Raw genomic sequence first — 22,636 nt, 5'->3', positions numbered from 1 at the left:
GCTTGCGCCAGCCGCCCGAAAAATCACTGCGCCAGCGCGCCCTGGAATATTTAAGCAAGCGCGAATATGCTGCTGCCGAACTGGCGCAAAAGCTTAAAGGCTATGCCAGTGAAGATGATGATATTCCGGCCTTGATTACCGATTTTAAAGCACGTGGCTGGTTAAGTGATGCCCGCTATGTCGAGCAAATGATACATGCCCGGCAAGCCAAGTTTGGTGCGACGCGCGTCGCTCACGAATTACGGGAAAAAGGCATTGATGAATCCCTGGTAACCGAAGCGATTGCCGGATTACAGGACAATGAAGTGGAGCGCGCCAGCGAAGTCTGGCGCAAAAAGTTTAAAGCATTCCCGGCAACACGCGAAGAGTGGGCGAAGCAGGCCCGTTTTTTACAGAGCCGGGGGTTTGCGTTTGATGTAATCAAGAAAATTTTAAGTAGACACGCAGAAGATGACAGTCCAGAAGACGACAGTTAGTTACGGAAGTAAACCTTCCAGCAAGCAAATCCGCCAGGCCTTCCTGGATTTTTTTGCGTCCAAGGGCCACCAGGTTGTGCCTTCCAGCTCGCTGGTACCGCATGGCGACCCCACCTTGCTGTTCACCAATGCGGGTATGAACCAGTTCAAGGATGTATTCCTCGGCTTTGACAAGCGCCCTTATAGCCGTGCTGCGACGGCGCAGAAGTGCGTGCGGGCCGGCGGCAAGCACAATGACCTTGAAAATGTTGGCTATACCGCGCGTCACCATACTTTCTTCGAAATGCTGGGCAACTTCAGCTTTGGCGATTACTTCAAGCGTGATGCAATTAGCTTTGCCTGGGAGTTGCTGACCGGAGTCTATGCACTGCCCAAAGAGCGCCTGATGGTAACGGTGTATGCGGAAGATGATGAGGCGTATGACATCTGGCACAAGGAGATCGGCGTGCCCGCAGACAGGATTGTGCGTATTGGCGACAACAAGGGTGCACGTTACGCGTCTGACAACTTCTGGATGATGGGAGACACGGGTCCGTGTGGCCCCTGTACCGAGATTTTCTATGATCACGGTGCGCATATTCCTGGCGGTCCGCCCGGCAGCCCGGACGAAGATGGCGACCGCTTTATCGAAATCTGGAATAACGTGTTCATGCAGTTTAACCGCGATGAAGCGGGCGTGATGCATCCACTGCCCAAACCATCGGTGGATACCGGTATGGGCCTGGAGCGTATTTCTGCCGTGCTGCAAGGCGTGCATGCCAACTACGAAATCGACCTGTTCCAGGCGCTGATTAAAGCGGCTGCACGTGAAACCAATACGGTCGATCTGGATAGCCCTTCACTCAAGGTACTGGCTGACCATATCCGGGCCTGCTCCTTCCTGATTGCCGACGGCGTGATCCCCGGCAATGAAGGCCGTGGCTATGTGCTGCGTCGCATTATCCGCCGTGCGATTCGCCATGGTTACAAACTGGGCTGCCGGGCCGCCTTCTTCCATAAACTGGTGCCGGATCTGGTCGCTGAGATGGGCGAAGCCTATCCTGAACTGGCAAGTAACCAGGCGCGCGTGACCGACATCCTTAAGCAGGAAGAAGACCGCTTCTTTGAAACCATTGAAAACGGCATGCAGATACTGGAAGCCGAACTGGCAACCAAACCTGTTATCTTCAATGGTGACCTGGCGTTTAAATTACACGACACCTTCGGTTTTCCACTGGATTTGACCGCTGATATTTGCCGCGAACGTGGCGTAACGGTCGATACGGCTGGTTTTGATGCTGCCATGGCGCGCCAGAAAGAGCAGGCGCGCGCGGCGGGTAAATTCAAGATGGCGCTGAACCTGGAATATGAGGGGCAAGCCACAGTTTTCCATGGCTATGACAGACTGGAAACCCCAGCCAAAGTATTAGCGCTGTACAAAGATGGTAGCGCGGTCAATACCTTGAATGAAGGTGACCTGGGTGTGGTGGTCCTGGATGACACGCCATTCTATGCCGAGTCTGGTGGCCAGATTGGCGATAGCGGCGAACTGAAATCTGCCAACGGCATCTTTGCGGTAGAAGATACACAGAAAATCCAGGCTACAGTTTTTGGCCACCACGGTGTGTTGAAAACAGGTATGTTGTCTGTCGGTGACAGCTTGACTGCCAAGGTGAATTTGCAAGCCCGTGCCAGCACCATGCGCAACCACTCCGCCACGCATTTGATGCATAAAGCCCTGCGAGAGGTATTGGGCGAGCATGTACAACAAAAAGGCAGCCTGGTGGATACCGAGAAAACCCGTTTTGACTTTGTGCATAATGCACCGATGACTGATGCCGAAATCGCCAGGGTCGAGGCGATTGTGAATGCCGAGATTCTGGCAAATGAAGCGACATTGGCGCGGGTAATGGATATCGAAGCGGCACAACAAACCGGTGCCATGATGTTGTTCGGTGAGAAATACGGCGATGAAGTACGTGTGCTGGATATTGGTACTTCGCGCGAATTGTGCGGTGGCACGCATGTGAGCCGTACTGGCGATATTGGCCTGTTTAAAATTACTGCCGAAAGTGGTGTGGCCGCAGGTGTACGCCGTGTAGAAGCGACCACGGGTGAGGGTGCGCTTAAACTGGTACAAGGTCAGCAAGCCTTGATTAATCAGGTCGCCGGCGAATTGAAAGCGCCTGTGCATGAGTTGCCTGCAAAAATTGCGCAAGTGCTGGATAACGTCAAGTCACTGGAAAAAGAACTGGCGCGTTTGAAGTCCAAACTGGCAAGTGCACAGGGCGATGACCTGGTGAACCAGGTGCTGGATGTTGATGGCGTGAACGTACTGGCTGCGGTGCTGGAAGGTGCGGATGCCAACGCCTTGCGTGAGACCATGGATAAACTGAAAGACAAGCTCAAGTCAGCCGCGATTGTGCTGGCCAGTGTTTCCGATGGCAAGGTGAGCCTGGCTGCTGGCGTGACGGCTGATTTAACCAGTAAAGTGAAAGCTGGCGAACTGGTTAATCATGTGGCCGCGCAAGTCGGTGGTAAAGGCGGTGGCAAGCCGGATATGGCGATGGCGGGTGGTACCGATGCCGGTAAATTGCCACAGGCACTGGAAAGTGTCGCTGCCTGGATGAAGCAGAAATTAAATTAATTGACAGAAATAGTGTTTAGAGCGAAATCATGGCATTAATCGTACAAAAATATGGCGGTACCTCGGTCGCCAATCCGGAGCGTATCCGCAATGTAGCCAGGCGTGTGGCACGTTATAAAGCGATGGGGCATCAGGTTGTGGTAGTAGTCTCTGCCATGTCTGGTGAAACCAACCGGCTGATTGCATTGGCCAAGGAGATCATGCCGGATCCGGATCCGCGTGAACTGGACATGATGGTGTCCACCGGTGAGCAGGTGACGATTGGCATGACAGCGCTGGCGCTCATGGAGTTAGGGATTAAAGCCAAAAGCTATACAGGCTCCCAGGTCAAGATACTGACGGATGATGCGCATACCAAGGCGCGCATCCTGGATATTGACCAGCATAACCTGAAAAAAGATCTGGATGATGGCTATGTCTGTGTCGTGGCCGGTTTCCAGGGTGCGGATGCCGATGGCAATATCACCACCCTGGGTCGCGGCGGTTCTGATACCACCGGTGTAGCACTGGCGGCAGCCCTGGGTGCCGATGAGTGCCAGATTTATACTGATGTGGATGGTGTCTATACCACCGACCCACGTGTGGTGCCAGAAGCACGCCGCCTGGAAAAAATTACCTTTGAAGAAATGCTGGAGCTGGCATCACAAGGCTCCAAGGTGTTACAGATTCGTTCCGTTGAATTTGCCGGTAAATATAAAGTGAAACTGCGTGTGCTTTCCAGCTTTGAAGAAGAAGGCGACGGCACATTGATTACGTTTGAAGAAAATGAGGGAAACATGGAAGATCCAATCATCTCGGGTATCGCGTTCAACCGCGATGAGGCGAAAGTGACTGTGGCTGGGGTGCCAGACAAGCCTGGTATTGCTTACCAGATTTTAGGGCCGGTGGCCGACGCCAATATTGATGTGGATGTAATCATCCAGAACGTGGGTGCGGATGGCACCACCGACTTTACCTTCACCGTGCACAAAAATGAAATGAACAAGACACTGGGTATTTTACGTGACAAAGTACAAGGTCATATCCAGGCACGTGAAATTACTGGTGATGACAAGATCGCCAAAGTTTCTGTAGTCGGCGTCGGTATGCGTTCTCATGTCGGCATTGCCAGCCAGATGTTCCGCACATTGGCGGAAGAGGGTATCAATATCCAGATGATCTCAACCAGCGAAATCAAAATCGCGGTAGTGATCGAAGAGAAATACATGGAACTGGCCGTACGTGTATTGCATAAAGCCTTCGGCCTGGAAAATGCCTGATAGAAAAGAAATAAACATTCTTCTTTTTTGCGTTGATTTTTGAAGGGTTTTCACGTAGTATGGCGCCCTTCAATGCAGTAGCAATACTGTATGAAAGCAGTCACACTGCGTAAGTTTTAAACGGTGAGCTGGCCGAGTGGTCGAAGGCACTTCCCTGCTAAGGAAGCATATGGGCTTAAACCTGTATCGAGGGTTCGAATCCCTCGCTCACCGCCAAAAATCTGAAACTTGTGGTATAATGCTTTTTTAGTTGCAACACTGTTGTGACCTTGGCGCCCGTAGCTCAGTTGGATAGAGTATTTGGCTACGAACCAAAGGGTCGGGCGTTCGAATCGCTCCGGGCGCGCCAAAAATAAAAAGGGTTAGATGAGAGATCATCTAACCCTTTTTTCCTTTTTCACTTCCATTATTGATGCTTTGTGGCAGCATCAATAACATGTGCTCTTCTGGGGCATGCAGGGACTTTTTATTGTTCAGATATCCGCCAGGCGACGGTAGCGCCGCATTCGGCATAGCGAGAGCCATGTCAGATATGGTATGCTTCAGCTTTGTTTTTTCATTGGTGTTTCAGTGTCTCTTAATGCTTGTTTGGCGCGGATTGCGGGCGATATGCAGCAGGTGGATGCCGTTATTCGCCAGTCTTTGTCATCTCAAGTTCCGCTGATTAATCAGATCTCAGAATATATCATCCATAGTGGTGGCAAACGCTTGCGTCCGGCACTGGTATTGATGGCCGGGGATCTGGCGGGCGAGGTCACTTCCGCGCATCGTCAACTGGCGACTATTGTCGAGTTTATTCATACCGCGACCTTGCTGCATGACGATGTGGTGGATGCGTCGGAATTACGCCGTGGCAAATCCACCGCCAACCATGTCTACGGCAATCCTGCCAGCGTACTGGTGGGCGATTTCCTGTATTCGCGCGCTTTCCAGATGATGGTCAAGTTGCAGAATATGCGCGTGATGGATATTCTGGCCGATGCGACCAATATTATTTCCGAAGGTGAAGTGCTGCAGTTGCTGAACGTGCGCAATATTGGCGTCAGCGAGCAGGATTATTTGCGCGTCATCCACTTTAAAACCGCCAAACTATTTGAAGCAGCCACGCGCCTGGGGGCGGTACAATGCCAGTCCAGCCCGCAACAGGAAGAAGGGCTGGCCGCTTATGGCATGCACCTGGGCACCGCTTTCCAGCTGGTGGACGATGTGCTGGATTTGACCGGCGACAGCGAAAAAATCGGTAAAACCCTGGGGAATGACCTGGCGGAAGGCAAAGTGACGTTGCCAATGCTGTATGCCATTCAACAGGCACCGACGGCACAGGCCGAGTTAGTCAAGCGGGCATTACTGGAGGGGCGTGTGACAGAGCTGCAAGAAGTGCTGGAAATTCTGCACACCGTAAACGCATTCGAATATGTGCGCTCAGTCGCACAAAAAGAAGTGCTGTTGGCGTGCCAGGCACTGGATGTGTTCCCGTCAGGTGCGGCAAAACAGGCATTGCTGGATCTGGCACATTTCTCAGTCAGTCGCCAGCAATAGGTGAGTGTCATCGCAGCATGCATGTTCCAATGCATGCTGCTCCGATTTAGTTCAGCGCAATGGGCTCCCCGCTCATATGGTAGTAGCTGAGTTTTGCGCAATCGTTGGTGGTATTGGTCAAGGCGCCATCAAATAGCGACTGGCCATTCATGTCGACCACGGCATAGCCGTTGTGATATAGCGTCACTTCTGCCTGCAAGGGATTCTCTGTGCGGTCAGCCGGGGAGTGGTGACTGGTCTTTTGCGTGGCTCGCATGGCGAAGCTGACGCAATTCTCTTCCTCTTCTTCGCTGTAGACTTCCCAGTGATCTTCCCCGGTCAGCTTTGCCAGCCATCCTGGCAAGTCAACTTCCACACGGCAAATAATCGGTACATCCCAGGCCGGGTGTTCTCCCTGGCCCAGTTCCACCTGATTTAACTCGCCTTCGGTGGGTGGTGTGAATTTGATTTGATCAGACATAGGCTACTTCCTTCACTAAAAGAGACAGATGCGAAGGCACTCAGCCCGAAGTTACTTGGCCAGGTGCAGTTCCCATCTTACACATAAATGGTGGCAACCAATCTGTTTTCAAGGCTGTGTATATTGGCTTCCATACAGGTTTTGCCTGCACAAAAGCGTTTATTCTTGCTTAGCGGCATTAACGATGAGATGATGCAGCAACCTTAATGATGTTATCGGTATCATGACAGAAATCCTTGAGCCTGTTTTAAGTTTATTGAAAACGCAGCCTTACTTCCTGCAAGGTGTTTGCCTGGTACTGGGCTTGCTCATCGGCAGTTTCCTGAATGTGGTGATTCATCGCCTGCCTAAAATGATGGAGCGCGACTGGCAGGTCAGTTGCCTGGATTTGCAGGGCCAGGCAGCGCCGGATCAGCCCAGGTATAACCTGGTTATTCCGCGTTCTTCCTGCCCATCTTGCGGCCACGCAATCAGTGCGTGGGAAAACATCCCTGTCATCAGTTATTTGTGTTTGCGCGGCAAATGCAAAGCCTGCCAGGCGCCCATTTCAGCACGTTATCCGCTGGTAGAACTGCTGACGGGCGGGTTGGCATACTCAGTCGCCGTGCAATATGGCTATAGCGCGCTAACGTTATTCGCACTGGTATTTGTATTTGCCCTGGTCGCATTAACGTTTATCGATTTTGATACGCAGCTATTGCCGGATGATATTACGCTGCCTTTATTGTGGCTGGGGTTACTGGTGAACCTGCAAGCCGGTTTTACCGATATTACATCGGCGGTGATTGGCGCGATGGTGGGTTATCTAGTGTTATGGAGTGTGTACTGGTTGTTCAAGCTGGTTACAGGCAAGGAGGGCATGGGCTATGGTGATTTCAAACTGCTGGCCGCCATCGGCGCCTGGTTTGGCTGGCAGTTGCTGCCTGCCGTGATTTTGCTGAGTTCAGTCGTGGGCAGCGTGATTGGCCTGGGCCTGATTTTGCTCAAAGGCAAAACCAGGCATACGGCGATTCCGTTTGGCCCGTTCCTGGCGCTGGGCGGAATCGCTGCCTTGTTTTACGGCCAGGCACTGGCTGCCTTTTATTTGATGCCATAGGTGAAGGTTGTGACTAAAGTGGTTGCCGTGACTGGCGGTATCGGCAGTGGGAAAAGCGAAGTTTGCAAAAGCTTTATGGCACTGGGCGTACCGGTAGTGGACCTGGACGACATCGCCCATGCCATGAGTGCGCCCGGCAGTGTTGCCATGCAGGCGGTGCGCCAGGCGTTTGGCGATGAAATGTTTGACGAGCATGGCCAGTTGCACCGTGGAAAATTGCGCGAACTGGTGTTTGCCGAACCGGATGCGCTGGACAGATTGAATCACATCATGCATCCGGCTATCCGTGCAGAAGCCATGCAGCAGATTGCGGGTTATAGCCTGCATCCTTATGTCATCCTGGCGATTCCATTACTGGTTGAAAGTCCGGCGGACTGGTCCATGGTGGACCATGTGCTGGTGGTGGATTGCAGTGAGCAAACTCAATTGGTCCGCGTCATGCAGCGCGGCTTGTCCGAATCCATGGCACAGGCGATCATTACCGCCCAGAGCAGCCGCCAGGCCCGTTTATCCATCGCGGATTCTGTCATGGAGAATGACCAGACCCTGGACAATTTGCGGCAAAAAGTGCTCGAGTTTCATAAAAACTTCTCAAATACTTGCCAGTGATTTAAAAGGGTTTCATAATCAGGCTTTTATTGCATACTTTTCAAGTATCAGCTGACAGAAAAGGCTGCCGTGTCTAGCTACGAGTTTCCATTTAATGAGCGCATCAGAACCTATCTCCGCCTGGAGGATTTGTTCGTCAAGATGCTGCACCACATCGAAACAGGCCATGAGATCAGTCATCATGTGGCGCTGATTTCCATGTTGCAAGTCCTGGACCTGATAGACCGCGGGGATTTGAAAGTGGACTTGTTGCAGGAGCTGGAAAGGCACAAGGTACAGCTCTCTTTCTTGCAAAACAACCCCAACATCGACCAACAGGCGCTTAACAGCACTTTATTAAGCCTGGAACGGTGTGCGACCACCCTGCGTGCGGACCACCAGAAACTGGGCCAGTCCCTGCGCGATAACGACTGGTTGATGAGCGTGAAGCAACGCACCAGTATTCCCGGCGGGGTCTGTGAGTTCGATCTGCCTTCTTACCGCCACTGGCTGTATTTACCGGTCGAACGGCGAAAGGCAGACTTTGAGCAATGGCTATCCCGCCTGAAACCCATGTATGAATCCATCCGTATGATTCTGCAATTGTTGCGCGGTAGCGGCCAGGTCATGTCCGTGGTGGCGCACAATGGGGCTTACCAGCAGCAGTTATCCGGTCATAAACCGGCACAGTTACTACGTATTGAAGTGAATCACGACGAATGCTTCCCTGAAGTCAGCGCCAATAAGTATGCGATTAATATCCGCTTCCAGAAACTGGATTTTGTGCAACGGCCAAAAGGGTGCGAGCAGGATATCCCGTTCAGGATGATTATCTGTAATTTTACCGGGGCAGGACACAACTAATGCAGTCAACAGCAGTTAAATCCCGCAAAGTTGCTTGCCCCGGCTGCGGTGAAACCACCGAATACTCAACCGCCAACCCATTCCGGCCATTTTGCAGCGAGCGGTGCAAACTAATGGACCTGGGCGACTGGGCGACCGAAAAATTCCGTATTCCGGACGCGACACCACCGGATTTGTACGAACCTGAATAATGGGCACATTCCGGGGCATGAAAAACTCAGCTATTTATTTACTACAGTGCCTGCTCGGGAGTACCCTGATGTTATGGCTGGGTGTTGCCCAGGCGGATGTGGCGATCAGTGACGCCTGGGTACGTGCTTCCAATCCCGGGCAATCGGTGGGTGCAGCCTACCTGACCTTGCGCAGCAAGGAAGATATGACCATGGTGTATGTAGAGACCGAACGCGCTGGTAACACTGAAATACATAGCATGACCATGCAAAATGGCATTATGAAAATGCGCCACCTGGAAGAGCTGGCAATTCCAGCCAATCAACCGGTCAAACTGGCGCCAGGCAGTTTTCACCTGATGTTGTTTGAACTGGGTCGCCCATTTAAAGCTGGTGAGCAGGTAAAGTTCCGACTCTGTTTTAAAGACAAGGCAGGCAAGATCGAGGAAAAATTCGTTAGCCTGCCTGTCAAAGCAGCTCCTTAAAGACTGCTCCAACCAACACTCCTTTTGTTTTGCTTCATATTGCAAATGTAGCAATATACAAGTTTTCTACCTCTGTTCTTGCCCAGGGCGTTTTGCGCAAAAACTTCAGGCTGGACTTCACGGAAGGATCATTCTTGAAACAATTGATATTGATTTTTCTGGCCAGCGTTTCCCAGCCATAATGATCCGCCAGCCTGGTGACGATTTGTTCCAGCGTAACGCCATGTAAGGGATTATTGGGTTGATCGTGCATCTTAAGCCTTAATGCCAGTTCTTAAGCAGTAACTGCGTCACGCGTTCAAACTCACTCGATTGATTGATTAACACCAATTCTTTGCTGTGCGCATGGGTGGTTACAGGTGGCGATGCGAAGCACACCACCTGTGTGTGGCTGGTTGAATATCCCGGATTTACGATCCCAGTTATCGCTGGAAATCACCGGAGCGCTCAGGTTGGTACACGACTTTCAGGATGCGAACCTTGAGCAAGCCGCCACCAGGCTTGGGCCAGGATATTTCGCTACCTTCCCGTAAGCCAAGCAGTGCACTGCCCACAGGCGCCAGCACTGATATTTTCCCCTTACCGTCGCCAATATCATGCGGATAAACAAGCGTCAGGGCAAACTCCGAGCTGGATGACTCTATCCGGAAGTTTACCGTTGAGTTCATCGTCACAATGTCGCCGGGCATTTCCTCTGGCGCCACAATATTGGCGCGATCCAGCTCAGCTTGTAAATCATCCTTGTTCGGCATTTCGCTGTCACTCAGCGAATCAAGCATTTTTTCAAGCCTTGCCGCATCCATTGAAGAGATCGTAATTGGTGGTTGAATTTCCATTGTGAATAGCCTCATGAAGAAGTCGTTGATCGTGATGCCCGACACTTGAGTTAAGCCCTACCGCAAAGCGGCATCGGCTTGCATGTGCTGTCAGGCCTCCGTTTACTTGAACCGCGAGTGTAAAACCTGCGGCCTGTACGACATGTTGTTGGTCTGCTTTTGAAATGAACCCACAATCGCAGGGATTACTGATCTGATCAATTGTGTAGTCATGCCTGGCATTATAGCCCGGGATTCAGTGTAATTGAAGGCATGAGCAGGAGCTGAGCGAGTCGCTGATGTTTGATTGAGTTAGACAGTACTTGCTTTACATGCTCAGGCAAACGCACATTCGCCGGAATATGTACTGCTTGTTTTTTGATTAAAGTATGCTCTTCTTACCCTGGCCACTGCGGATTCCAGACGATTTCCCAGAGATGCCCGTCTGGATCCTGGAAATAGCCAGAGTAGCCGCCCCAAAACGTATCATGCGCGGGCTTGACGATCTTTGCACCAGCGGAAGCTGCTTGTGCCATGACAACATCGACCTCGGCCTTTGAGGATACGTTATGACCCAGCGTCATTTCGGTAGGACTAACGGGACTCGTCACAAGGCCTGTGTCATGGGCGATGCTGTTGCGAGGCCAGAGCGCTAAACGAAGGCCTGGTTGCAGGTCAATGAATACAACGGCGCCGTACTCGAACTCTTTGCCAATGATGCCTTCGGTGGCAAAGCCAAGACCCTCACGGTAGAAGCGCAATGATGCTTCAAGATCGTCAACGCCAATGGTAATAACGGTGATTCGCGGTTTCATGCGCCTGATTTCCTTTAGTATTACGTTATGCATTTGTGCGCGCACGAAGTCTTGGCAATGCTCTGTTGCCCTGTGCTTTTAAAACTGCGCTCAAATACGCGCAAAGCAAACAAAAACATAAAATGCCAATATGCTGAAACGAGGGGAGCTGTTTTTCAATGAATACCAGCAATATACTCACGCAACACAATGACGTGGTTATGCTTTTCATCTTTGGCAGCATACACCAAAGTCACTTTGGATTTGTCTACCAGTTCTTTTAGTGTTGCCACTGCCGGGTTGTCTCCGAGTTCAGCGCGATATTTTGTCCGGAATTCTTCCCATTTTGCAGGATCGTGTCCGAACCACTTGCGTAATGCTGTCGATGGTGCGACTTCTTTCAGCCACAGGTCAAGTTTTGCCTGCTCTTTGGTGATGCCACGAGGCCAGATGCGATCTACAAGCACGCGCCGACCATCCGTAGAGGCTGGTGATTCATACACTCGCTTAAAGGATACGCTCATATGCTCTCCTCCTGACTAAAAAAATGGTCAGGCATTTTACTTGATCTCAATCCCTGCCATGCGGGCGAAAGCAGCAAAATCAAGCGCTGTATTCTGGTCGTGCACAATGCGCCATTGCTTGTCTTGTAGCTGGAAAACATAAGTGAGCCATGTAACGACCGGGGTATCTTCCGGTCTGGCACGATATTGGTATTTCACCAGTGCCATTGCCATATCTTCTCCCACAACCTTGTGAATTAGCGAGCCTTCCCACACCCAATTGGGGTCTTTAAACCATTGTTCATGTATTGCAATGGTTTCAGATGGGGTCGTGAAAGCATGGCCATTCTGGACAATGGTATAGAGGGTGTCGCCTTTTGTGAGATGCGACTTGAACGCTTCGATATCCCTATTGGAAATGGCTTTAAAATGCACTTGCAGCGCTGTATCAAAATCTGGTTTCACGGTTGCCCCTCAGAATCAGCCATCAGTGGGAGGATGATAAGCGTCACCAAAGCGAATGCCAATACGTTTTAGAGTGATTACTTGATGGCTGTTAGTATTAACTTGCCTAACGCCTGAATTAAGCCGCGCCGCGAAGCGGCGTCGGCTTGAATGAATTGTTAGGACTCATTAATGGGAAGGGCGGCATATGGATGAACTGGAATGCGCATGGGCGGCTCGGCCAAAAGGTTGATGATCTCATCGCGGAGTTTGTCAGCGAGCGGGCTATTCTCATAGTTGCCTTTCGCTTCGTCGGATTTAAAGACCTCAACATTCCAAAGGATGTCCGGGTCTCCGTCCTCACGAGCAAGGATGAATCGGTCGGAAGCTCCCGACTTCGTCATTCCAGCGTTAGCCAGTTCAAAAAGCTTGTCGCCAAAGCCCGGTTTGGCGCGCATGCGGGCTGATCTTGAAGTGCCATAAAGTCTCCTATGAGTCCTAACGTTTGACGTGAGGAGCCGCCGTAGCTGCGAAGGGCACCCACCAACTTGGGTTCTAGTTTTTCTGTTCCGGGGCATTGATTTTTGGCAGGAAGTGATCTCTTTGATACGTGAACAAGCTGGTACTTTCCTCCACCATCTTTTCTGATTTAGGGTGAGGAGGTGCGAACTTCGCCACGGCCCTGAGAAGGACACGATCTTCTTCAGACGGGGATTCTCTCAGTGCCGGAATGGCGTAAGAGATAAGCCTGTTTATCTCATCAGGGTATACATATGTGGTTGAGTTTGGAGCAATGAAGCCACCGGTAACAACAGAATTGTCTATATTAATTCTCAGTAAATTACTCGCAGCCTCGATGCGGAGAAACAATCCGATTTCGTAGGATGAAACACAATTCGAAGGGCTGGTGTTCGTTAATGAAATTCGAATCTTTTCACCATCGGCCTCTACAGAGATAACGACTATGGGAAGGTGCTCGTATTGCTCAAGTCGTTTATTCGATTCGAGAGCTTCAGCTGCCGATTTTCTGGCGTCTTTGCGTTGCCCCCATGCGATCAATGCCGCGACCACTGCAACAAATGTGGTGATACAGTACTTCCAATCAAAATCCAATTGACTCTCCGAGTTGTATTTGCCTAACGTTTGAATTAAGGGGCACGCTTTAGCGTGTCCCGCTTGAATGATGGGTTAGGAAAGGACTGTACCAGTGCCAAGCCGACTATTGCAGAGAATTTGTTTTGCATAACGTAATCGCTTGACCAGTTGTCAGGCCAAGGCCGCCATTTTTAGGGTGTGCCCAAGCTTCCAAAAAGCACTCAACCACCCTTGCGGCATTTGTTGTACCGCTACATAGCGTGACAGCCTGCCCAGCATTTAAGCCCAAGCCAGCCTTCTTTTTTTCATCGCTACCCCATACTGCTTCATAACATTTAGTTGGCTCACTTGTAATTGCTATCGTTTCAGTGGCCTCAGCTTCTGCTGCTAAAAGTGGAAGGGGCATATTAAGCAGAATCACCACCATAACCCATTTAATTCTAGAGATGATGCTCATCATGTGCTCCTTGCCTAACGTTTGAATTAAGGGGCGCCGTTAGGCGTCCGGCTTGAATGATGGGTTAGGCTTTTGCAAGACGTAAGTTCTCTTTTATGGCATCACTTATGGAAAAACACTCATCTCTCAACGCTCGATGAATTTTATGTCTTTCATTACTAATGTCTGTTGTATTAGCACTGCCTTGTTCTTTTGCTAACTTCCATTCATCGTTTTTAGTCAACATGACTAAAGCTTGGGTAAATGCTGTATCCAATCGTTGGTGTATAGCTATATTGTAATAAAACTCGCTAAGCTGAACCCATTCATGGAATTTCCACACATCTGTTTCTTGAATGCTTGGTCCGTTTGCGGCAAGTTTTGCACCAAAAATGGTTACGCCTTTGTAAACATTTAGTCTTTCTGCATGAAGGGATATTTCATTCTGGTGTTTAGATGCTTTAACAGCCCATCGTGCATATAGTACTGACAAGCCAACAACTAAGGCACTACCTATTGAAATAAAATCACTATTAGTTAAGTCCATTCGTTTTGAGCCTAACGTTTGACATGAGAGGCGGCGACCGGCTTGCCGGGCGACGTCCTCTCGATGGAAGGGTTAGGCATCGCGGCGCCAGTACTTCACATCTAGATGAGCGCGAAGCACGCTTTCCCGTTCGGCTACAGCCGAAGCGAACGACTGATACGTATCGTGCTCGCTCGGCGTGAGGCTAATGACCGTTCTCCAGCGCGGCAAGTCTCCGCGTTTCCCCTCTTCTTTCAATCCCTTCACCACGTGACTGTCTATGGGGACTTCTAGCCAGGATTCGATCTTCTCTAGCTGGTACTGCTCACATATGTATTTGTTGTATGCGCAGTCCCGAAGGAATATGTTCAGGAACTTTCTAGCGCTACCCCAGTTTCGAGCTTCTTTGGGAAGCGCCTTCTGTAGTTCCAGTGTGGCGATGTCTAGTTCCGATCGGAAGGCACTCTCATTTCGCTTCACGAAGCGCCTAATGTTGAGGCCTTGAAGGTACTTTCGAGCGGCCTGTATCGTGCCTGCGGGCCCCATGCCTCTTGCAGTGGATGGACCGACCGATGTGCTGCCTATGCGCTTCTGCAGGAGCTTGAGGTAGTCATTGTTCATGGCGATGCCTTTGAATTAAGGGGCACCGTTAGACGTCCCGCTTGAATGATTGGTTGGGGCTTTGTAATTGCATAATTTAGTCCAAGAGTTTACTCGATATCTTAATTCGAATAATGGTGAACTTCCCTGATCAATAAATTCAAGCTCAACTTTATTTAGTAATGCCCAAGCTACTCCATGCTCAATGAGCTTTACATACTTCGGGGTTTCCCAATCACTCCATTCAGTGCAATTCTCGTATGGAAGTTTAATAGAGAATAACTGGGAGGGAGATATGTATGCGTGAGATTCATTTAAAAATTGCAGCAAAAGAGAATAACTTTTTCCATCCAATGTATCTCCCGAAGTGTATATATTGTAGTTACCATCTTTTTTTACCCAACTCATATTTATAGTGCCTCCAACTATAGTGTTATTACCTATAAAACTATGAGTTGGCGTGCCTGGTAAACTTTCTGTATCACTCCATCGTAGCTGCCATTGAATGTATAAATCAGGGTTACGTGCTTGAGCGTAATGAGTAAAAATTAAAAATAAAGTGAATAAGAAGGTCCTGACATAAAGAATCACTGTAATTTGCCCTAACGCTGGAATTAAGCCGCGCCGCAAAGAGGCGTCGGCTTGAATGAATTGTTAGGCGCCAGCTCTTGCACGTCCGACGACACCCAAATGGGTAAACCCGAAGCCGGCAGAATACTTAAGGCCATAGCCCAGCGCGCGGTCGAAACCAATGTGAGCCGCCCAAATAATTCCGGCTGTGATTGCTATGGGAGCCGAAAGAAAGATGCCAATTGCCAATGCTGCTAAAGCACCGATATAAGAATGCGCAAAGTTGTACGACACCGCGCCCACTTTGGGCCCGGCCAGATATCCAAGGAAAGACAAGTCTGGCGCAAAGAAGAACAAAGCGAAGGTGCCCCAGCCGCTACCGAACTTTGTATAGGTCAGCAGACTGACCGCGAGAACGCATAACCCCTCAATGCGAAGCAAACTCCGCACACCACCTGATACCGGACCTGTCATGAACTTCTCCTAGTGCTTAACGTGGAGCTAAGGGGCTGCGCGCTTTTGCGCAGTCCCGCTTGAGCGTAGGGTTAGACATGCCTACTTTGAAAAGAGAGTGCATGACAAAACTGGCTGGCCTGCCGCTTTGCACTCATCGGCTTTGTTCCAGAGTGGTTGAGCGAAGCTGCCAACGGCAAAACCGAAAATTGCTGCTACCAACAGAAAAAAGCCTATGCGGTCTTTGGGCCCCTCTTCACGTTTAGACCATGCTCCCAAGCGACGAACCTGAAAGCCGACGAAATATAAAGTTGGGAATAAGAACGCGAATGCAAAAGAAACTATACCAATTGAAAAGTGCTCCATTTTTTTCCTCATGCCTAACTAGGAGTAGGCATCCTATTTGACGGTTTATTTTCTGTCAAGAATGCATTCAAAACTACTTGAGCAGGTACGCAACAAGATTTGGTTAAAGCATTATAGTATCCGTACCGAGTAAGCGTATATGGGTTTGATCAATAGATCCATTTTGCATCATGGCGAATATCGGCCTTTAGACAGCCACTTAATCTTTTTTCTGTTGCCAAACAGCACGTTGCATGGCAATACCGCGTGCCCCGCAGGCCAGCGCCTGGGCCAAGTGTTCATGCTGCATCCCACCTAAACCATAAACCGGAATTTCCAGTCCATTCAATAATTCAGCAAATCGCTCCCAGCCTAACCCAACTGCTTCAGGGTGGCTTTGGGTTGGCAACACTGGCGAGAGCAGGGCGAAATCCAGTTGCAGGACTTGGGCTTTTTGCAGTTGTTCAGCGTCGTGGCAAGATGCGCCCACTAATAAATGTTCAGGCTTCTGTGTGAGTGCCAGCAGTCGCTGACTATTCAGGTGCACACCGTGGTAGCCGAGTTGTAAGGCTTGTTCCGGGCTGCTATTGAGCAGGCAGCGGCAGTCATAGTTGGCGCAGATTTTCAGCACTTGTTCGCTGAGTGCGGCCAGTACATCGGTTGCCAGTTGCGATTCGCGGATTTGCAACAGTTGCAGGCCCTGGTCCAGTTGTTTGGCTAGCGCGTGCAGGAAGTTATCTTGCCCCATTTCTGCCAGGTTGCTGATAGCGTAAACCGGTGGCAGGTTGAGTGCGTGCATGATGGGCGCATTGGCGGGTAACACCGGGTTGACATTCAGCAGGCGCGGGTGTTGCCAGGCGAGTTGCTGGCTTTCGCGCGCGCTCAGGTCGCCTTGCCAGGCACTGACAAAAAAGAAATGCAGCAGGACGGTTTTGGCTTCGGCATCATGGGTGGCCGGGTAGTCATAACGGCGTTTGATCCACGGCTGGATTTGGGTCGGTGTGATACCTAACTCTTCCTGCGCTTCGCGAATCAATGCGTGTTCGGGTGTTTCGCCAGCTTCGATTTTGCCGCCGGGGAACTCCCACCAGCCTGCCCAGCCTTTGCCTTGCGGGCGGCTGGCGAGCAGGTATTCACCGTTGGGGCGTACCAGGATGGCGACCGCGACTTGAACCAGTTTTGTCATGACTTATTCGGATTTTAATTGCAGTTTGCCGGCATAATCCTTGGCAAACTGGTAGGCAACACGGCCACTGCGGGCACCACGCGTGTGGTAGAACTGCAGAGCGGCATGGCGGGCCACGTCATCCATGGCCACGCCGAAGGTTTGCAGCCAGTGCGCGGCAATGGTCAGGTATTCATCCTGGTCAAAACTGTAGAACGACAGCCACAGGCCAAACCGTTCCGACAGTGAGGTTTTTTCATCAATGGTATCGCTGGGGCGGATTTCGCCGCCTTTATCCATGACCGGCTGATTATCGGCCATATATTCCGGCATCAGGTTTTTGCGGTTGGAGGTGGCATATACCAGCAAGTTGGGTGAAGCATTTTCAATCGAGCCATCCAGGATGACTTTCAAGGCCTTGTAGCCGACATCGTTGGCTTCAAAGGTCAGGTCATCGCAGAAAATAATGAATTTTTCCGGGCGGTTGCGGATGAGCTGGGCGATTTGCGGCAGGTCGGTCAGATCCTGTTTATCGACTTCGATCAATCGCAAACCCTCTGCCGCATAGCCGTTGAGCAGGGCTTTCACCAGTGACGATTTGCCAGTGCCGCGCGCGCCAGTCAGCAGCACGTGGTTGGCGGGCAAGCCTTGCAGGAATTGCCGCGTATTCCTGACCACTTCATTTTTCTGGCGGTCGATAAAGCGGATATCGTCGAGCAAGACCGTATGTGGATGTTCCACCGCCTGCAACTGACCCTGGTTGCCTTGCTTGATCCAGCGCCAGGCGGTGGCCTGCCAGTTAGGTTCGGCGGGTGGGGCGGGGAGCAGGGTTTCCAGGCGTGTGATCAAATGTTCGGCGCGCTGCAGCAGATGTTCAATCGGGTTCATGCGGTTTTCTTTACATCGTGGAGTGAAGGGAGCGGCTATTGTACACAATGCCGTCAGGAGCTGTCAGGGCAAGTGGCGTTTCGCTGGTCGCAAACCTGGCTTGGTTTTGTGTTACCTTTCGGGCTGGATGACATTTCCGTTTCCATTCAAACAGGTTTATTTCTTATGCAACCACAACAAATTATCCTCGCCTCGCGCAGTCCGCGCCGGGTGGAACTGCTTGCGCAACTAGGCGTGCAATGCGAGATTGTACCGGCTGATATTGATGAATCTTGCCTGCCGGGAGAGGATCCGGCGGTATATGTACAGCGGCTGGCGCGTGCCAAGGCCATGGCGATTGCCACCATCCATGGCACGCGTGGCCTGGCAATCCTGGCTGCCGATACCACGGTGGCCATGGGGCAGGAAATTCTGGGTAAGCCGGCGGATGCGGGTGAAGCCATGGAGATGCTGTCGCGCCTGAGTGGCAGCACGCATGTCGTGCATACGGCGGTCGCTGTGTACCAGGCAGGGGACGTTCGCTGTCTGCTCAATACCACTCAGGTTGAAATGATGCAGGTGCCGGTTGGCGTGTTACAAGCTTATGTCGACAGTGGCGAACCGATGGACAAAGCAGGTGCCTATGGTATACAGGGCCGCGCTGGCGCATGGATTGTGCGTATAGAGGGCAGCTATAGCGGCGTGATGGGGTTGCCGCTACATGAAACGGCGCAGTTGTTACACGCGTGGTAAACTCCAAGAAAACAGCATCAGCAGGGATCAGAGTAAATGTCATTGGCGCAGGAAGTATTGATTAACGTCACGCCGCAGGAAACGCGGGTAGCGATTCTGGAACAGGGCGTTGTGCAGGAGTTGCATATTGAACGAGCCTCTTCGCTGGGCATTGTCGGCAATATTTACCGTGGCACGGTAGTGCGGGTGCTGCCGGGCATGCAATCGGCGTTTGTCGAAATTGGCCTGCCCCGTGCGGCTTTCCTGCATGCGGCTGACATTATGGAGTGCCGTACGGAAGAAGGCGATATCAGGATTGACCGCCCCATCCAGGAAGTGCTGCACGAAGGCCAGTCTATTATCGTGCAGGTGATTAAGGAAGCGATAGGCACCAAAGGTGCGCGCCTGACAACGGAAATCAGTATTGCCGGCCGCTTCCTGGTATACCTGCCTTACCAGAAACATATCGGCGTTTCGCAGCGCATTGATATTGAGGAAGAACGCGAGTTTTTACGCAACCGCCTGTTGGGCTTGCTGCCGGAAACGCGCGAAGGCGGTTATATCATCCGCACCATGTCCGAAAATGCGACCGATGAGGAATTGCTGGCCGACATCGAATACCTGCGCAAGGTCTGGAGCAAAATCCAGGCGGAAAGTACCAAAGTCGACGAACGCTCGCTGATTTTTTATGACCTGAGCCTGCCGCGCCGCATCCTGCGCGATGTGGTATGCAAGGAAACCACCAGTATCCGTGTCGATTCACGCGAAATGTTCGAACGGCTGAAAGAGTTTGCCGAACTGTATGTCTCCCATGCCGTGAAGCCATTGAGCCATTACAAGGGCGAACGCTCGCTGTTCGAGTTCTATGATATTGAAAATGAAATCGAAAAAGCGCTGGCGCGCAAGGTGGAGCTGAAATCAGGTGGTTACCTGATTTTTGACCAGACTGAAGCCCTGACCACGGTGGATGTGAATACCGGTAGTTTTGTCAGTGGCAAAAACCTGTCGGATACCATTTTCAAAACCAATCTTGAAGCGGCACAGGCGATTGCACGGCAATTACGCTTGCGTAACCTCGGTGGCATTATCATCGTTGATTTTATTGATATGGATGAGGATGCCCAGCGCGAGGCGGTGCTGGAGGAGTTGCGCAAGGCCGTGACGCTCGACCGGGCGCGCATCAATGTCAACGGTTTTTCCGCCTTGGGCCTGGTGGAGTTGACGCGCAAACGCACCCGTGAAAGCCTGGCACATTTGCTATGTGAAACATGCAAAGTCTGCCAGGGGCGTGGTGAATTGAAAACGGCGCAAACCATTTGCTATGAAATCATGCGCGAGCTGTTACGCGAATCCAAGCAATTCAAGAATGCCAATGAATTCAAGATACTGGCTTCACCTGAGGTGATTAACATGCTGAATGATGAAGAATCGCAAAGCCTGGCCAGCCTGTCGGACTTTATCAAGCGGCCAGTGTCGCTACATCCGGATACCCAGTACGGGCGCGAAGCCTTCGATATTGTCTGGATGTAGCGGGCCGGATAAACAAACCGGGCGGCAAGCGCCGCCCGCAAGAGTTAGAAAATACTGCTTGCCAGATTTGGCAAGACAATATGGCTCACCATCTGTAACAGGATCAATGCCACCAGTGCCGAGAAATCAAACCCCTGGATCGCTGGCAAGACACGGCGCAACGGATCCAGAATAGGCGAGGTGAGCTGGTTGAGTACACCATAAATCGGGCTGTAAGGATTAACCCAGCTCAAAATCGCCATCAATAAAATTCCGTAGAAGAATACATCCACCATCTGTCCCAGCACACCGATAATCGCCTGCCACAGCCATAACAATGGTGCTGGCGGGGCACCTATCAGCGTTGAAAGCAGGCAGAGCAGAATCATCTGCGTGAGCAAGGCCAGCAACAGGGTGGACATATCCCATTGCCGTACCGGGCGTATCAGTTTGCGTGTCGGTTTGACGATAAAGTCCGTGAGCGCCATGGTCATCTGGCCCAGCGGATTCTGGAATGAAGTGCGTGTCCATTGCATCAGGAAGCGCAGTACCAGCAGGAATGTCAGAATGCCGAAGATTGTTTTCAGCAAGAATAACGTCATATCACCTAGCATTTTTATTGTCCTCCCAATTCGTCACCCAGGGTTTTGGCGCGGTTCGCCGCTTGTTGTGCCGCATGTTGCATAATCGCATGAATATGGTGCTGGTTCAGGCTCAGTAATCCCTGTTCCGTGGTGCCGCCTTTTGAGGTTACCTGTTCACGCAAGGTGGCCACCGGCGTGCTGCTGGCTGCGGCGAGCAGGCTGGCACCTTTAAATGTGGCGATGCTTAATTGCAAAGCCTGTGATTTATCCAGGCCTAATGCGACGCCTGCGTCCGTCAGGGCTTCAATCAGTAAAAACACATAGGCCGGGCCACTGCCTGAAATAGCGGTGACGGCATCAAGCTGCGTTTCTTCTGTCAGCCACACGACATCACCGACCGCCTGTAACACGTGATCTGTAAGTTGGCGCTGCACTTCACTTACCCCGGGCAGCGCAAATACCCCGGTCACGCCCGCCTGGATTTGTGCCGGGGTGTTGGGCATGGTGCGTATTAAGGTTTTGTAATCATTCAGCCAGCGGCTTAAATCCGAAGTGCGGATACCGGCGGCGACGGAAATAATCAGTTGCGATTGCAGGTAAGGGGCCAGGGATTCTGCCACCAGTTTCAATTGTTGTGGTTTCACCGCCAATACAATGATCTCTGCGTCTAAGACTTCTGCCGAGAGGGCTTGGCTGGTGCGCACGCCCAGGGCGCTTTGTAATTGCGCATGTTTGCCGGTATCGGGATCAATCACCGTAATCTGCTGCATGGGAAAGGCACGTTGCTGCAAGCCTGTCATCAGCGCTTGTGCCATATTCCCGCCACCGATAAATGCGATGCGGGGTGAGGCGAGGGTATTCATGTTAAAGAACTCCTTGAGTCGTTGAATCTGAACCTGAATCTGGTTTGGGTGGCCGGCCGCCAAAAATGGCCGTGCCTATGCGCACCAGTGTTGCGCCTTCGGCAATGGCGGCTTCGTAATCGCCGCTCATGCCTATGGAAAGCGTGTCGAGTTGCAGGCCGTGCGTATTTAACTGTTCAAACAGTTGGCGCACCTGCCGGAATTGGTCACGTTGCGCGTCGAAATCCTGCTGTGGTGCCGGAATCGCCATCAGGCCACGCAGGCGCAGGTGGGGCAATTGCTTGATATTTAAGGCAAGTTCCAGCAGTTCCCGGGCGCTGGCACCACTCTTGCTTGCCTCTTCGCTGATATTCACCTGCAGGCAAACGTTGAGTGGTTCACGCCCGGGCGGCCGGGCAGCCGACAGGCGCTGGGCAATTTTCAGGCGGTCCACCGAGTGCACCCAGTCGAACTGAAGGGCAATTGGCTGTGTTTTATTGCTTTGAATCGGGCCGATAAAATGCCATGCTATGGCACAATCCTGTAGCGCTTCCTGTTTTTGCAGCGCTTCCTGCAGGTAGTTTTCGCCGAACACGGTCTGGCCGGCCTGAAAGGCTTCGCGAATGGCTGCAGCAGGTTGTGCTTTGCTGACTGCACACAACGTGACGTCCTGCTGGGCCTGGAAGCGGGCTTTGGCTTGTGCAATCTGTTGGTGCGTGCGGGCGAGATTGTCGGTCAATGTGCTCATGGTCGTGAAGGCGTAAAACTGGAATGACAGCAGGACGAATAAAAT

At 51.5% G+C, this 22,636-nt stretch carries 30 protein-coding genes and 2 tRNA genes; 13 read left to right on the top strand and 19 right to left on the bottom strand.

What is annotated here, in order from left to right; genetic code table 11:
* The first annotated feature begins 2 nt into the window (after positions 1 to 2).
* The 6 genes from recX to BLP53_RS02715 all read left to right on the top strand — a co-directional run bounded on the left by recX (position 3) and on the right by BLP53_RS02715 (position 5,900).
* A complete protein-coding gene (recX, locus tag BLP53_RS02740) occupies positions 3 to 476 on the top strand; it encodes a recombination regulator RecX (protein ID WP_091469506.1) in 474 nt (157 codons plus the stop codon).
* Complete coding sequence (alaS, locus tag BLP53_RS02735) at positions 451 to 3,102, top strand: alanine--tRNA ligase (protein WP_091469502.1); 2,652 nt, start codon at positions 451 to 453, stop codon at positions 3,100 to 3,102. Before recX ends, alaS begins: the two co-directional genes overlap by 26 nt.
* 29 nt (positions 3,103 to 3,131) lie before the next feature.
* Complete coding sequence (locus BLP53_RS02730; protein WP_091469498.1) at positions 3,132 to 4,361, top strand: aspartate kinase; 1,230 nt, start codon at positions 3,132 to 3,134, stop codon at positions 4,359 to 4,361.
* A 122-nt stretch (positions 4,362 to 4,483) separates the two neighbouring features.
* Positions 4,484 to 4,577 (top strand) — tRNA-Ser (locus BLP53_RS02725).
* A 56-nt stretch (positions 4,578 to 4,633) separates the two neighbouring features.
* A tRNA-Arg gene (locus BLP53_RS02720) sits at positions 4,634 to 4,710 on the top strand.
* Between the two features lie 260 nt (positions 4,711 to 4,970).
* Positions 4,971 to 5,900, top strand: coding sequence for a polyprenyl synthetase family protein (locus tag BLP53_RS02715; RefSeq protein WP_091469495.1), 930 nt, complete (start codon positions 4,971 to 4,973; stop codon positions 5,898 to 5,900).
* Between the two features lie 46 nt (positions 5,901 to 5,946).
* On the opposite strand, the gene BLP53_RS02710 is transcribed toward BLP53_RS02715, so the two are convergent.
* Positions 5,947 to 6,360, bottom strand: a complete 414-nt coding sequence (locus BLP53_RS02710) for a hypothetical protein (RefSeq protein ID WP_091469492.1) — start codon at positions 6,358 to 6,360, stop codon at positions 5,947 to 5,949.
* Between the two features lie 223 nt (positions 6,361 to 6,583).
* Here BLP53_RS02710 and BLP53_RS02705 point away from each other — a divergent pair, with 223 nt between their 5' ends.
* The 5 genes from BLP53_RS02705 (at position 6,584) to BLP53_RS02685 (ending at position 9,563) form a co-directional block, all read left to right on the top strand.
* The gene (locus tag BLP53_RS02705; protein WP_176755188.1) at positions 6,584 to 7,456 is read left to right on the top strand and encodes a prepilin peptidase; all 873 of its coding nucleotides are present in this window, start codon (positions 6,584 to 6,586) and stop codon (positions 7,454 to 7,456) included.
* Between the two features lie 9 nt (positions 7,457 to 7,465).
* Complete coding sequence (coaE, locus tag BLP53_RS02700) at positions 7,466 to 8,065, top strand: dephospho-CoA kinase (protein WP_091470411.1); 600 nt, start codon at positions 7,466 to 7,468, stop codon at positions 8,063 to 8,065.
* A gap of 69 nt (positions 8,066 to 8,134) precedes the next feature.
* Positions 8,135 to 8,908 carry a cell division protein ZapD gene (zapD, locus tag BLP53_RS02695; RefSeq protein ID WP_091469490.1) on the top strand — a complete coding sequence of 258 codons (774 nt, stop codon included), beginning with the start codon at positions 8,135 to 8,137 and terminating at the stop codon, positions 8,906 to 8,908.
* On the top strand, positions 8,908 to 9,099 hold the full coding sequence (locus BLP53_RS02690; protein WP_091469487.1) for a DNA gyrase inhibitor YacG: 192 nt from the start codon (positions 8,908 to 8,910) through the stop codon (positions 9,097 to 9,099). Before zapD ends, BLP53_RS02690 begins: the two co-directional genes overlap by 1 nt.
* 17 nt (positions 9,100 to 9,116) lie before the next feature.
* Positions 9,117 to 9,563: a copper chaperone PCu(A)C gene (locus tag BLP53_RS02685; RefSeq protein WP_091470409.1), complete on the top strand. Its 447-nt coding sequence runs from the start codon at positions 9,117 to 9,119 to the stop codon at positions 9,561 to 9,563.
* A gap of 34 nt (positions 9,564 to 9,597) precedes the next feature.
* Here BLP53_RS02685 and BLP53_RS02680 read toward each other — a convergent pair whose 3' ends face one another.
* From BLP53_RS02680 to BLP53_RS02615, 15 genes are all read right to left on the bottom strand, one after another.
* Positions 9,598 to 9,816, bottom strand: coding sequence for a VF530 family protein (locus tag BLP53_RS02680; RefSeq protein ID WP_091469484.1), 219 nt, complete (start codon positions 9,814 to 9,816; stop codon positions 9,598 to 9,600).
* A 169-nt stretch (positions 9,817 to 9,985) separates the two neighbouring features.
* A complete protein-coding gene (gene rnk, locus BLP53_RS02675) occupies positions 9,986 to 10,399 on the bottom strand; it encodes a nucleoside diphosphate kinase regulator (protein ID WP_091469482.1) in 414 nt (137 codons plus the stop codon).
* A 377-nt stretch (positions 10,400 to 10,776) separates the two neighbouring features.
* The gene (locus BLP53_RS02670) at positions 10,777 to 11,193 is read right to left on the bottom strand and encodes a VOC family protein (protein WP_091469479.1); all 417 of its coding nucleotides are present in this window, start codon (positions 11,191 to 11,193) and stop codon (positions 10,777 to 10,779) included.
* A 155-nt stretch (positions 11,194 to 11,348) separates the two neighbouring features.
* The gene (locus BLP53_RS02665) at positions 11,349 to 11,696 is read right to left on the bottom strand and encodes a DUF488 domain-containing protein (RefSeq protein WP_091469475.1); all 348 of its coding nucleotides are present in this window, start codon (positions 11,694 to 11,696) and stop codon (positions 11,349 to 11,351) included.
* Between the two features lie 36 nt (positions 11,697 to 11,732).
* Positions 11,733 to 12,140 (bottom strand): YybH family protein, encoded by a 408-nt coding sequence (locus tag BLP53_RS02660; protein ID WP_091469472.1) that lies wholly within the window; start codon positions 12,138 to 12,140, stop codon positions 11,733 to 11,735.
* A 158-nt stretch (positions 12,141 to 12,298) separates the two neighbouring features.
* Complete coding sequence (locus BLP53_RS02655; protein ID WP_091469468.1) at positions 12,299 to 12,577, bottom strand: putative quinol monooxygenase; 279 nt, start codon at positions 12,575 to 12,577, stop codon at positions 12,299 to 12,301.
* Positions 12,578 to 12,674: 97 nt separating this feature from the next.
* The gene (locus BLP53_RS02650; protein WP_091469466.1) at positions 12,675 to 13,232 is read right to left on the bottom strand and encodes a hypothetical protein; all 558 of its coding nucleotides are present in this window, start codon (positions 13,230 to 13,232) and stop codon (positions 12,675 to 12,677) included.
* A 106-nt stretch (positions 13,233 to 13,338) separates the two neighbouring features.
* Positions 13,339 to 13,674 (bottom strand): hypothetical protein, encoded by a 336-nt coding sequence (locus BLP53_RS02645; protein WP_143001341.1) that lies wholly within the window; start codon positions 13,672 to 13,674, stop codon positions 13,339 to 13,341.
* A gap of 61 nt (positions 13,675 to 13,735) precedes the next feature.
* The gene (locus tag BLP53_RS02640; protein WP_091469462.1) at positions 13,736 to 14,197 is read right to left on the bottom strand and encodes a hypothetical protein; all 462 of its coding nucleotides are present in this window, start codon (positions 14,195 to 14,197) and stop codon (positions 13,736 to 13,738) included.
* 72 nt (positions 14,198 to 14,269) lie between these two features.
* On the bottom strand, positions 14,270 to 14,797 hold the full coding sequence (locus tag BLP53_RS02635) for a hypothetical protein (RefSeq protein ID WP_091469459.1): 528 nt from the start codon (positions 14,795 to 14,797) through the stop codon (positions 14,270 to 14,272).
* Positions 14,798 to 14,812: 15 nt separating this feature from the next.
* Positions 14,813 to 15,406 (bottom strand): hypothetical protein, encoded by a 594-nt coding sequence (locus tag BLP53_RS13475; RefSeq protein ID WP_143001340.1) that lies wholly within the window; start codon positions 15,404 to 15,406, stop codon positions 14,813 to 14,815.
* A 24-nt stretch (positions 15,407 to 15,430) separates the two neighbouring features.
* Positions 15,431 to 15,820, bottom strand: a complete 390-nt coding sequence (locus BLP53_RS02630; RefSeq protein WP_091469457.1) for a DUF4260 domain-containing protein — start codon at positions 15,818 to 15,820, stop codon at positions 15,431 to 15,433.
* Positions 15,821 to 15,901: 81 nt separating this feature from the next.
* The gene (locus tag BLP53_RS02625; protein ID WP_091469454.1) at positions 15,902 to 16,165 is read right to left on the bottom strand and encodes a hypothetical protein; all 264 of its coding nucleotides are present in this window, start codon (positions 16,163 to 16,165) and stop codon (positions 15,902 to 15,904) included.
* Between the two features lie 199 nt (positions 16,166 to 16,364).
* Complete coding sequence (locus BLP53_RS02620; protein WP_091469452.1) at positions 16,365 to 17,330, bottom strand: Nudix family hydrolase; 966 nt, start codon at positions 17,328 to 17,330, stop codon at positions 16,365 to 16,367.
* Between the two features lie 3 nt (positions 17,331 to 17,333).
* Positions 17,334 to 18,197 (bottom strand): ATP-binding protein, encoded by an 864-nt coding sequence (locus tag BLP53_RS02615; protein WP_091469449.1) that lies wholly within the window; start codon positions 18,195 to 18,197, stop codon positions 17,334 to 17,336.
* Between the two features lie 165 nt (positions 18,198 to 18,362).
* Between BLP53_RS02615 and BLP53_RS02610 the strand changes: the two genes are divergently transcribed.
* Positions 18,363 to 18,929 (top strand): Maf family protein, encoded by a 567-nt coding sequence (locus BLP53_RS02610; protein ID WP_091470406.1) that lies wholly within the window; start codon positions 18,363 to 18,365, stop codon positions 18,927 to 18,929.
* A 42-nt stretch (positions 18,930 to 18,971) separates the two neighbouring features.
* On the top strand, positions 18,972 to 20,438 hold the full coding sequence (gene rng, locus BLP53_RS02605) for a ribonuclease G (protein ID WP_218119019.1): 1,467 nt from the start codon (positions 18,972 to 18,974) through the stop codon (positions 20,436 to 20,438).
* 44 nt (positions 20,439 to 20,482) lie between these two features.
* Here the strand turns inward: rng and BLP53_RS02600 are convergent, their stop codons facing one another.
* From BLP53_RS02600 to BLP53_RS02590, 3 genes are read right to left on the bottom strand one after another with little or no spacing between them, the layout of a single operon-like run.
* Positions 20,483 to 21,031, bottom strand: coding sequence for a YggT family protein (locus BLP53_RS02600; protein ID WP_091469444.1), 549 nt, complete (start codon positions 21,029 to 21,031; stop codon positions 20,483 to 20,485).
* Positions 21,032 to 21,033: 2 nt separating this feature from the next.
* A complete protein-coding gene (gene proC, locus BLP53_RS02595; RefSeq protein ID WP_091469441.1) occupies positions 21,034 to 21,864 on the bottom strand; it encodes a pyrroline-5-carboxylate reductase in 831 nt (276 codons plus the stop codon).
* A gap of 1 nt (position 21,865) precedes the next feature.
* Positions 21,866 to 22,591, bottom strand: coding sequence for a YggS family pyridoxal phosphate-dependent enzyme (locus BLP53_RS02590; RefSeq protein WP_091470404.1), 726 nt, complete (start codon positions 22,589 to 22,591; stop codon positions 21,866 to 21,868).
* Between the last annotated feature and the right edge of the window lie 45 nt (positions 22,592 to 22,636).

This window comes from Methylophilus rhizosphaerae, from assembly GCF_900100975.1.
GTDB classification, from domain to species: Bacteria; Pseudomonadota; Gammaproteobacteria; order Burkholderiales; family Methylophilaceae; genus Methylophilus; species Methylophilus rhizosphaerae.
The sequence above is the reverse complement of the archived record's forward strand: the minus strand, read 5'-3'. Positions and strand labels throughout refer to the sequence as shown.

What these genes read in the sequence shown, in the direction of transcription:
- BLP53_RS02730 (WP_091469498.1), top strand. Translation starts at nt 3,132, where the DNA reads ATGGCATTAATCGTACAAAAATATGGCGGTACCTCGGTCGCCAATCCG.
- rnk (WP_091469482.1), bottom strand. Translation starts at nt 10,399, where the DNA reads ATGGAAATTCAACCACCAATTACGATCTCTTCAATGGATGCGGCAAGG.
- BLP53_RS02635 (WP_091469459.1), bottom strand. Translation starts at nt 14,797, where the DNA reads ATGAACAATGACTACCTCAAGCTCCTGCAGAAGCGCATAGGCAGCACA.
- BLP53_RS02665 (WP_091469475.1), bottom strand. Translation starts at nt 11,696, where the DNA reads ATGAGCGTATCCTTTAAGCGAGTGTATGAATCACCAGCCTCTACGGAT.
- BLP53_RS02640 (WP_091469462.1), bottom strand. Translation starts at nt 14,197, where the DNA reads ATGGACTTAACTAATAGTGATTTTATTTCAATAGGTAGTGCCTTAGTT.
- BLP53_RS02615 (WP_091469449.1), bottom strand. Translation starts at nt 18,197, where the DNA reads ATGAACCCGATTGAACATCTGCTGCAGCGCGCCGAACATTTGATCACA.
- BLP53_RS02625 (WP_091469454.1), bottom strand. Translation starts at nt 16,165, where the DNA reads ATGGAGCACTTTTCAATTGGTATAGTTTCTTTTGCATTCGCGTTCTTA.
- BLP53_RS02685 (WP_091470409.1), top strand. Translation starts at nt 9,117, where the DNA reads ATGAAAAACTCAGCTATTTATTTACTACAGTGCCTGCTCGGGAGTACC.
- BLP53_RS02705 (WP_176755188.1), top strand. Translation starts at nt 6,584, where the DNA reads ATGACAGAAATCCTTGAGCCTGTTTTAAGTTTATTGAAAACGCAGCCT.
- BLP53_RS02620 (WP_091469452.1), bottom strand. Translation starts at nt 17,330, where the DNA reads ATGACAAAACTGGTTCAAGTCGCGGTCGCCATCCTGGTACGCCCCAAC.
- BLP53_RS02715 (WP_091469495.1), top strand. Translation starts at nt 4,971, where the DNA reads ATGCAGCAGGTGGATGCCGTTATTCGCCAGTCTTTGTCATCTCAAGTT.
- BLP53_RS02690 (WP_091469487.1), top strand. Translation starts at nt 8,908, where the DNA reads ATGCAGTCAACAGCAGTTAAATCCCGCAAAGTTGCTTGCCCCGGCTGC.
- BLP53_RS02655 (WP_091469468.1), bottom strand. Translation starts at nt 12,577, where the DNA reads ATGCGCGCCAAACCGGGCTTTGGCGACAAGCTTTTTGAACTGGCTAAC.
- BLP53_RS02600 (WP_091469444.1), bottom strand. Translation starts at nt 21,031, where the DNA reads ATGCTAGGTGATATGACGTTATTCTTGCTGAAAACAATCTTCGGCATT.
- BLP53_RS02680 (WP_091469484.1), bottom strand. Translation starts at nt 9,816, where the DNA reads ATGCACGATCAACCCAATAATCCCTTACATGGCGTTACGCTGGAACAA.
- BLP53_RS02590 (WP_091470404.1), bottom strand. Translation starts at nt 22,591, where the DNA reads ATGAGCACATTGACCGACAATCTCGCCCGCACGCACCAACAGATTGCA.
- proC (WP_091469441.1), bottom strand. Translation starts at nt 21,864, where the DNA reads ATGAATACCCTCGCCTCACCCCGCATCGCATTTATCGGTGGCGGGAAT.
- BLP53_RS02670 (WP_091469479.1), bottom strand. Translation starts at nt 11,193, where the DNA reads ATGAAACCGCGAATCACCGTTATTACCATTGGCGTTGACGATCTTGAA.
- BLP53_RS02710 (WP_091469492.1), bottom strand. Translation starts at nt 6,360, where the DNA reads ATGTCTGATCAAATCAAATTCACACCACCCACCGAAGGCGAGTTAAAT.
- alaS (WP_091469502.1), top strand. Translation starts at nt 451, where the DNA reads ATGACAGTCCAGAAGACGACAGTTAGTTACGGAAGTAAACCTTCCAGC.
- BLP53_RS02645 (WP_143001341.1), bottom strand. Translation starts at nt 13,674, where the DNA reads ATGATGAGCATCATCTCTAGAATTAAATGGGTTATGGTGGTGATTCTG.
- BLP53_RS02610 (WP_091470406.1), top strand. Translation starts at nt 18,363, where the DNA reads ATGCAACCACAACAAATTATCCTCGCCTCGCGCAGTCCGCGCCGGGTG.
- BLP53_RS02630 (WP_091469457.1), bottom strand. Translation starts at nt 15,820, where the DNA reads ATGACAGGTCCGGTATCAGGTGGTGTGCGGAGTTTGCTTCGCATTGAG.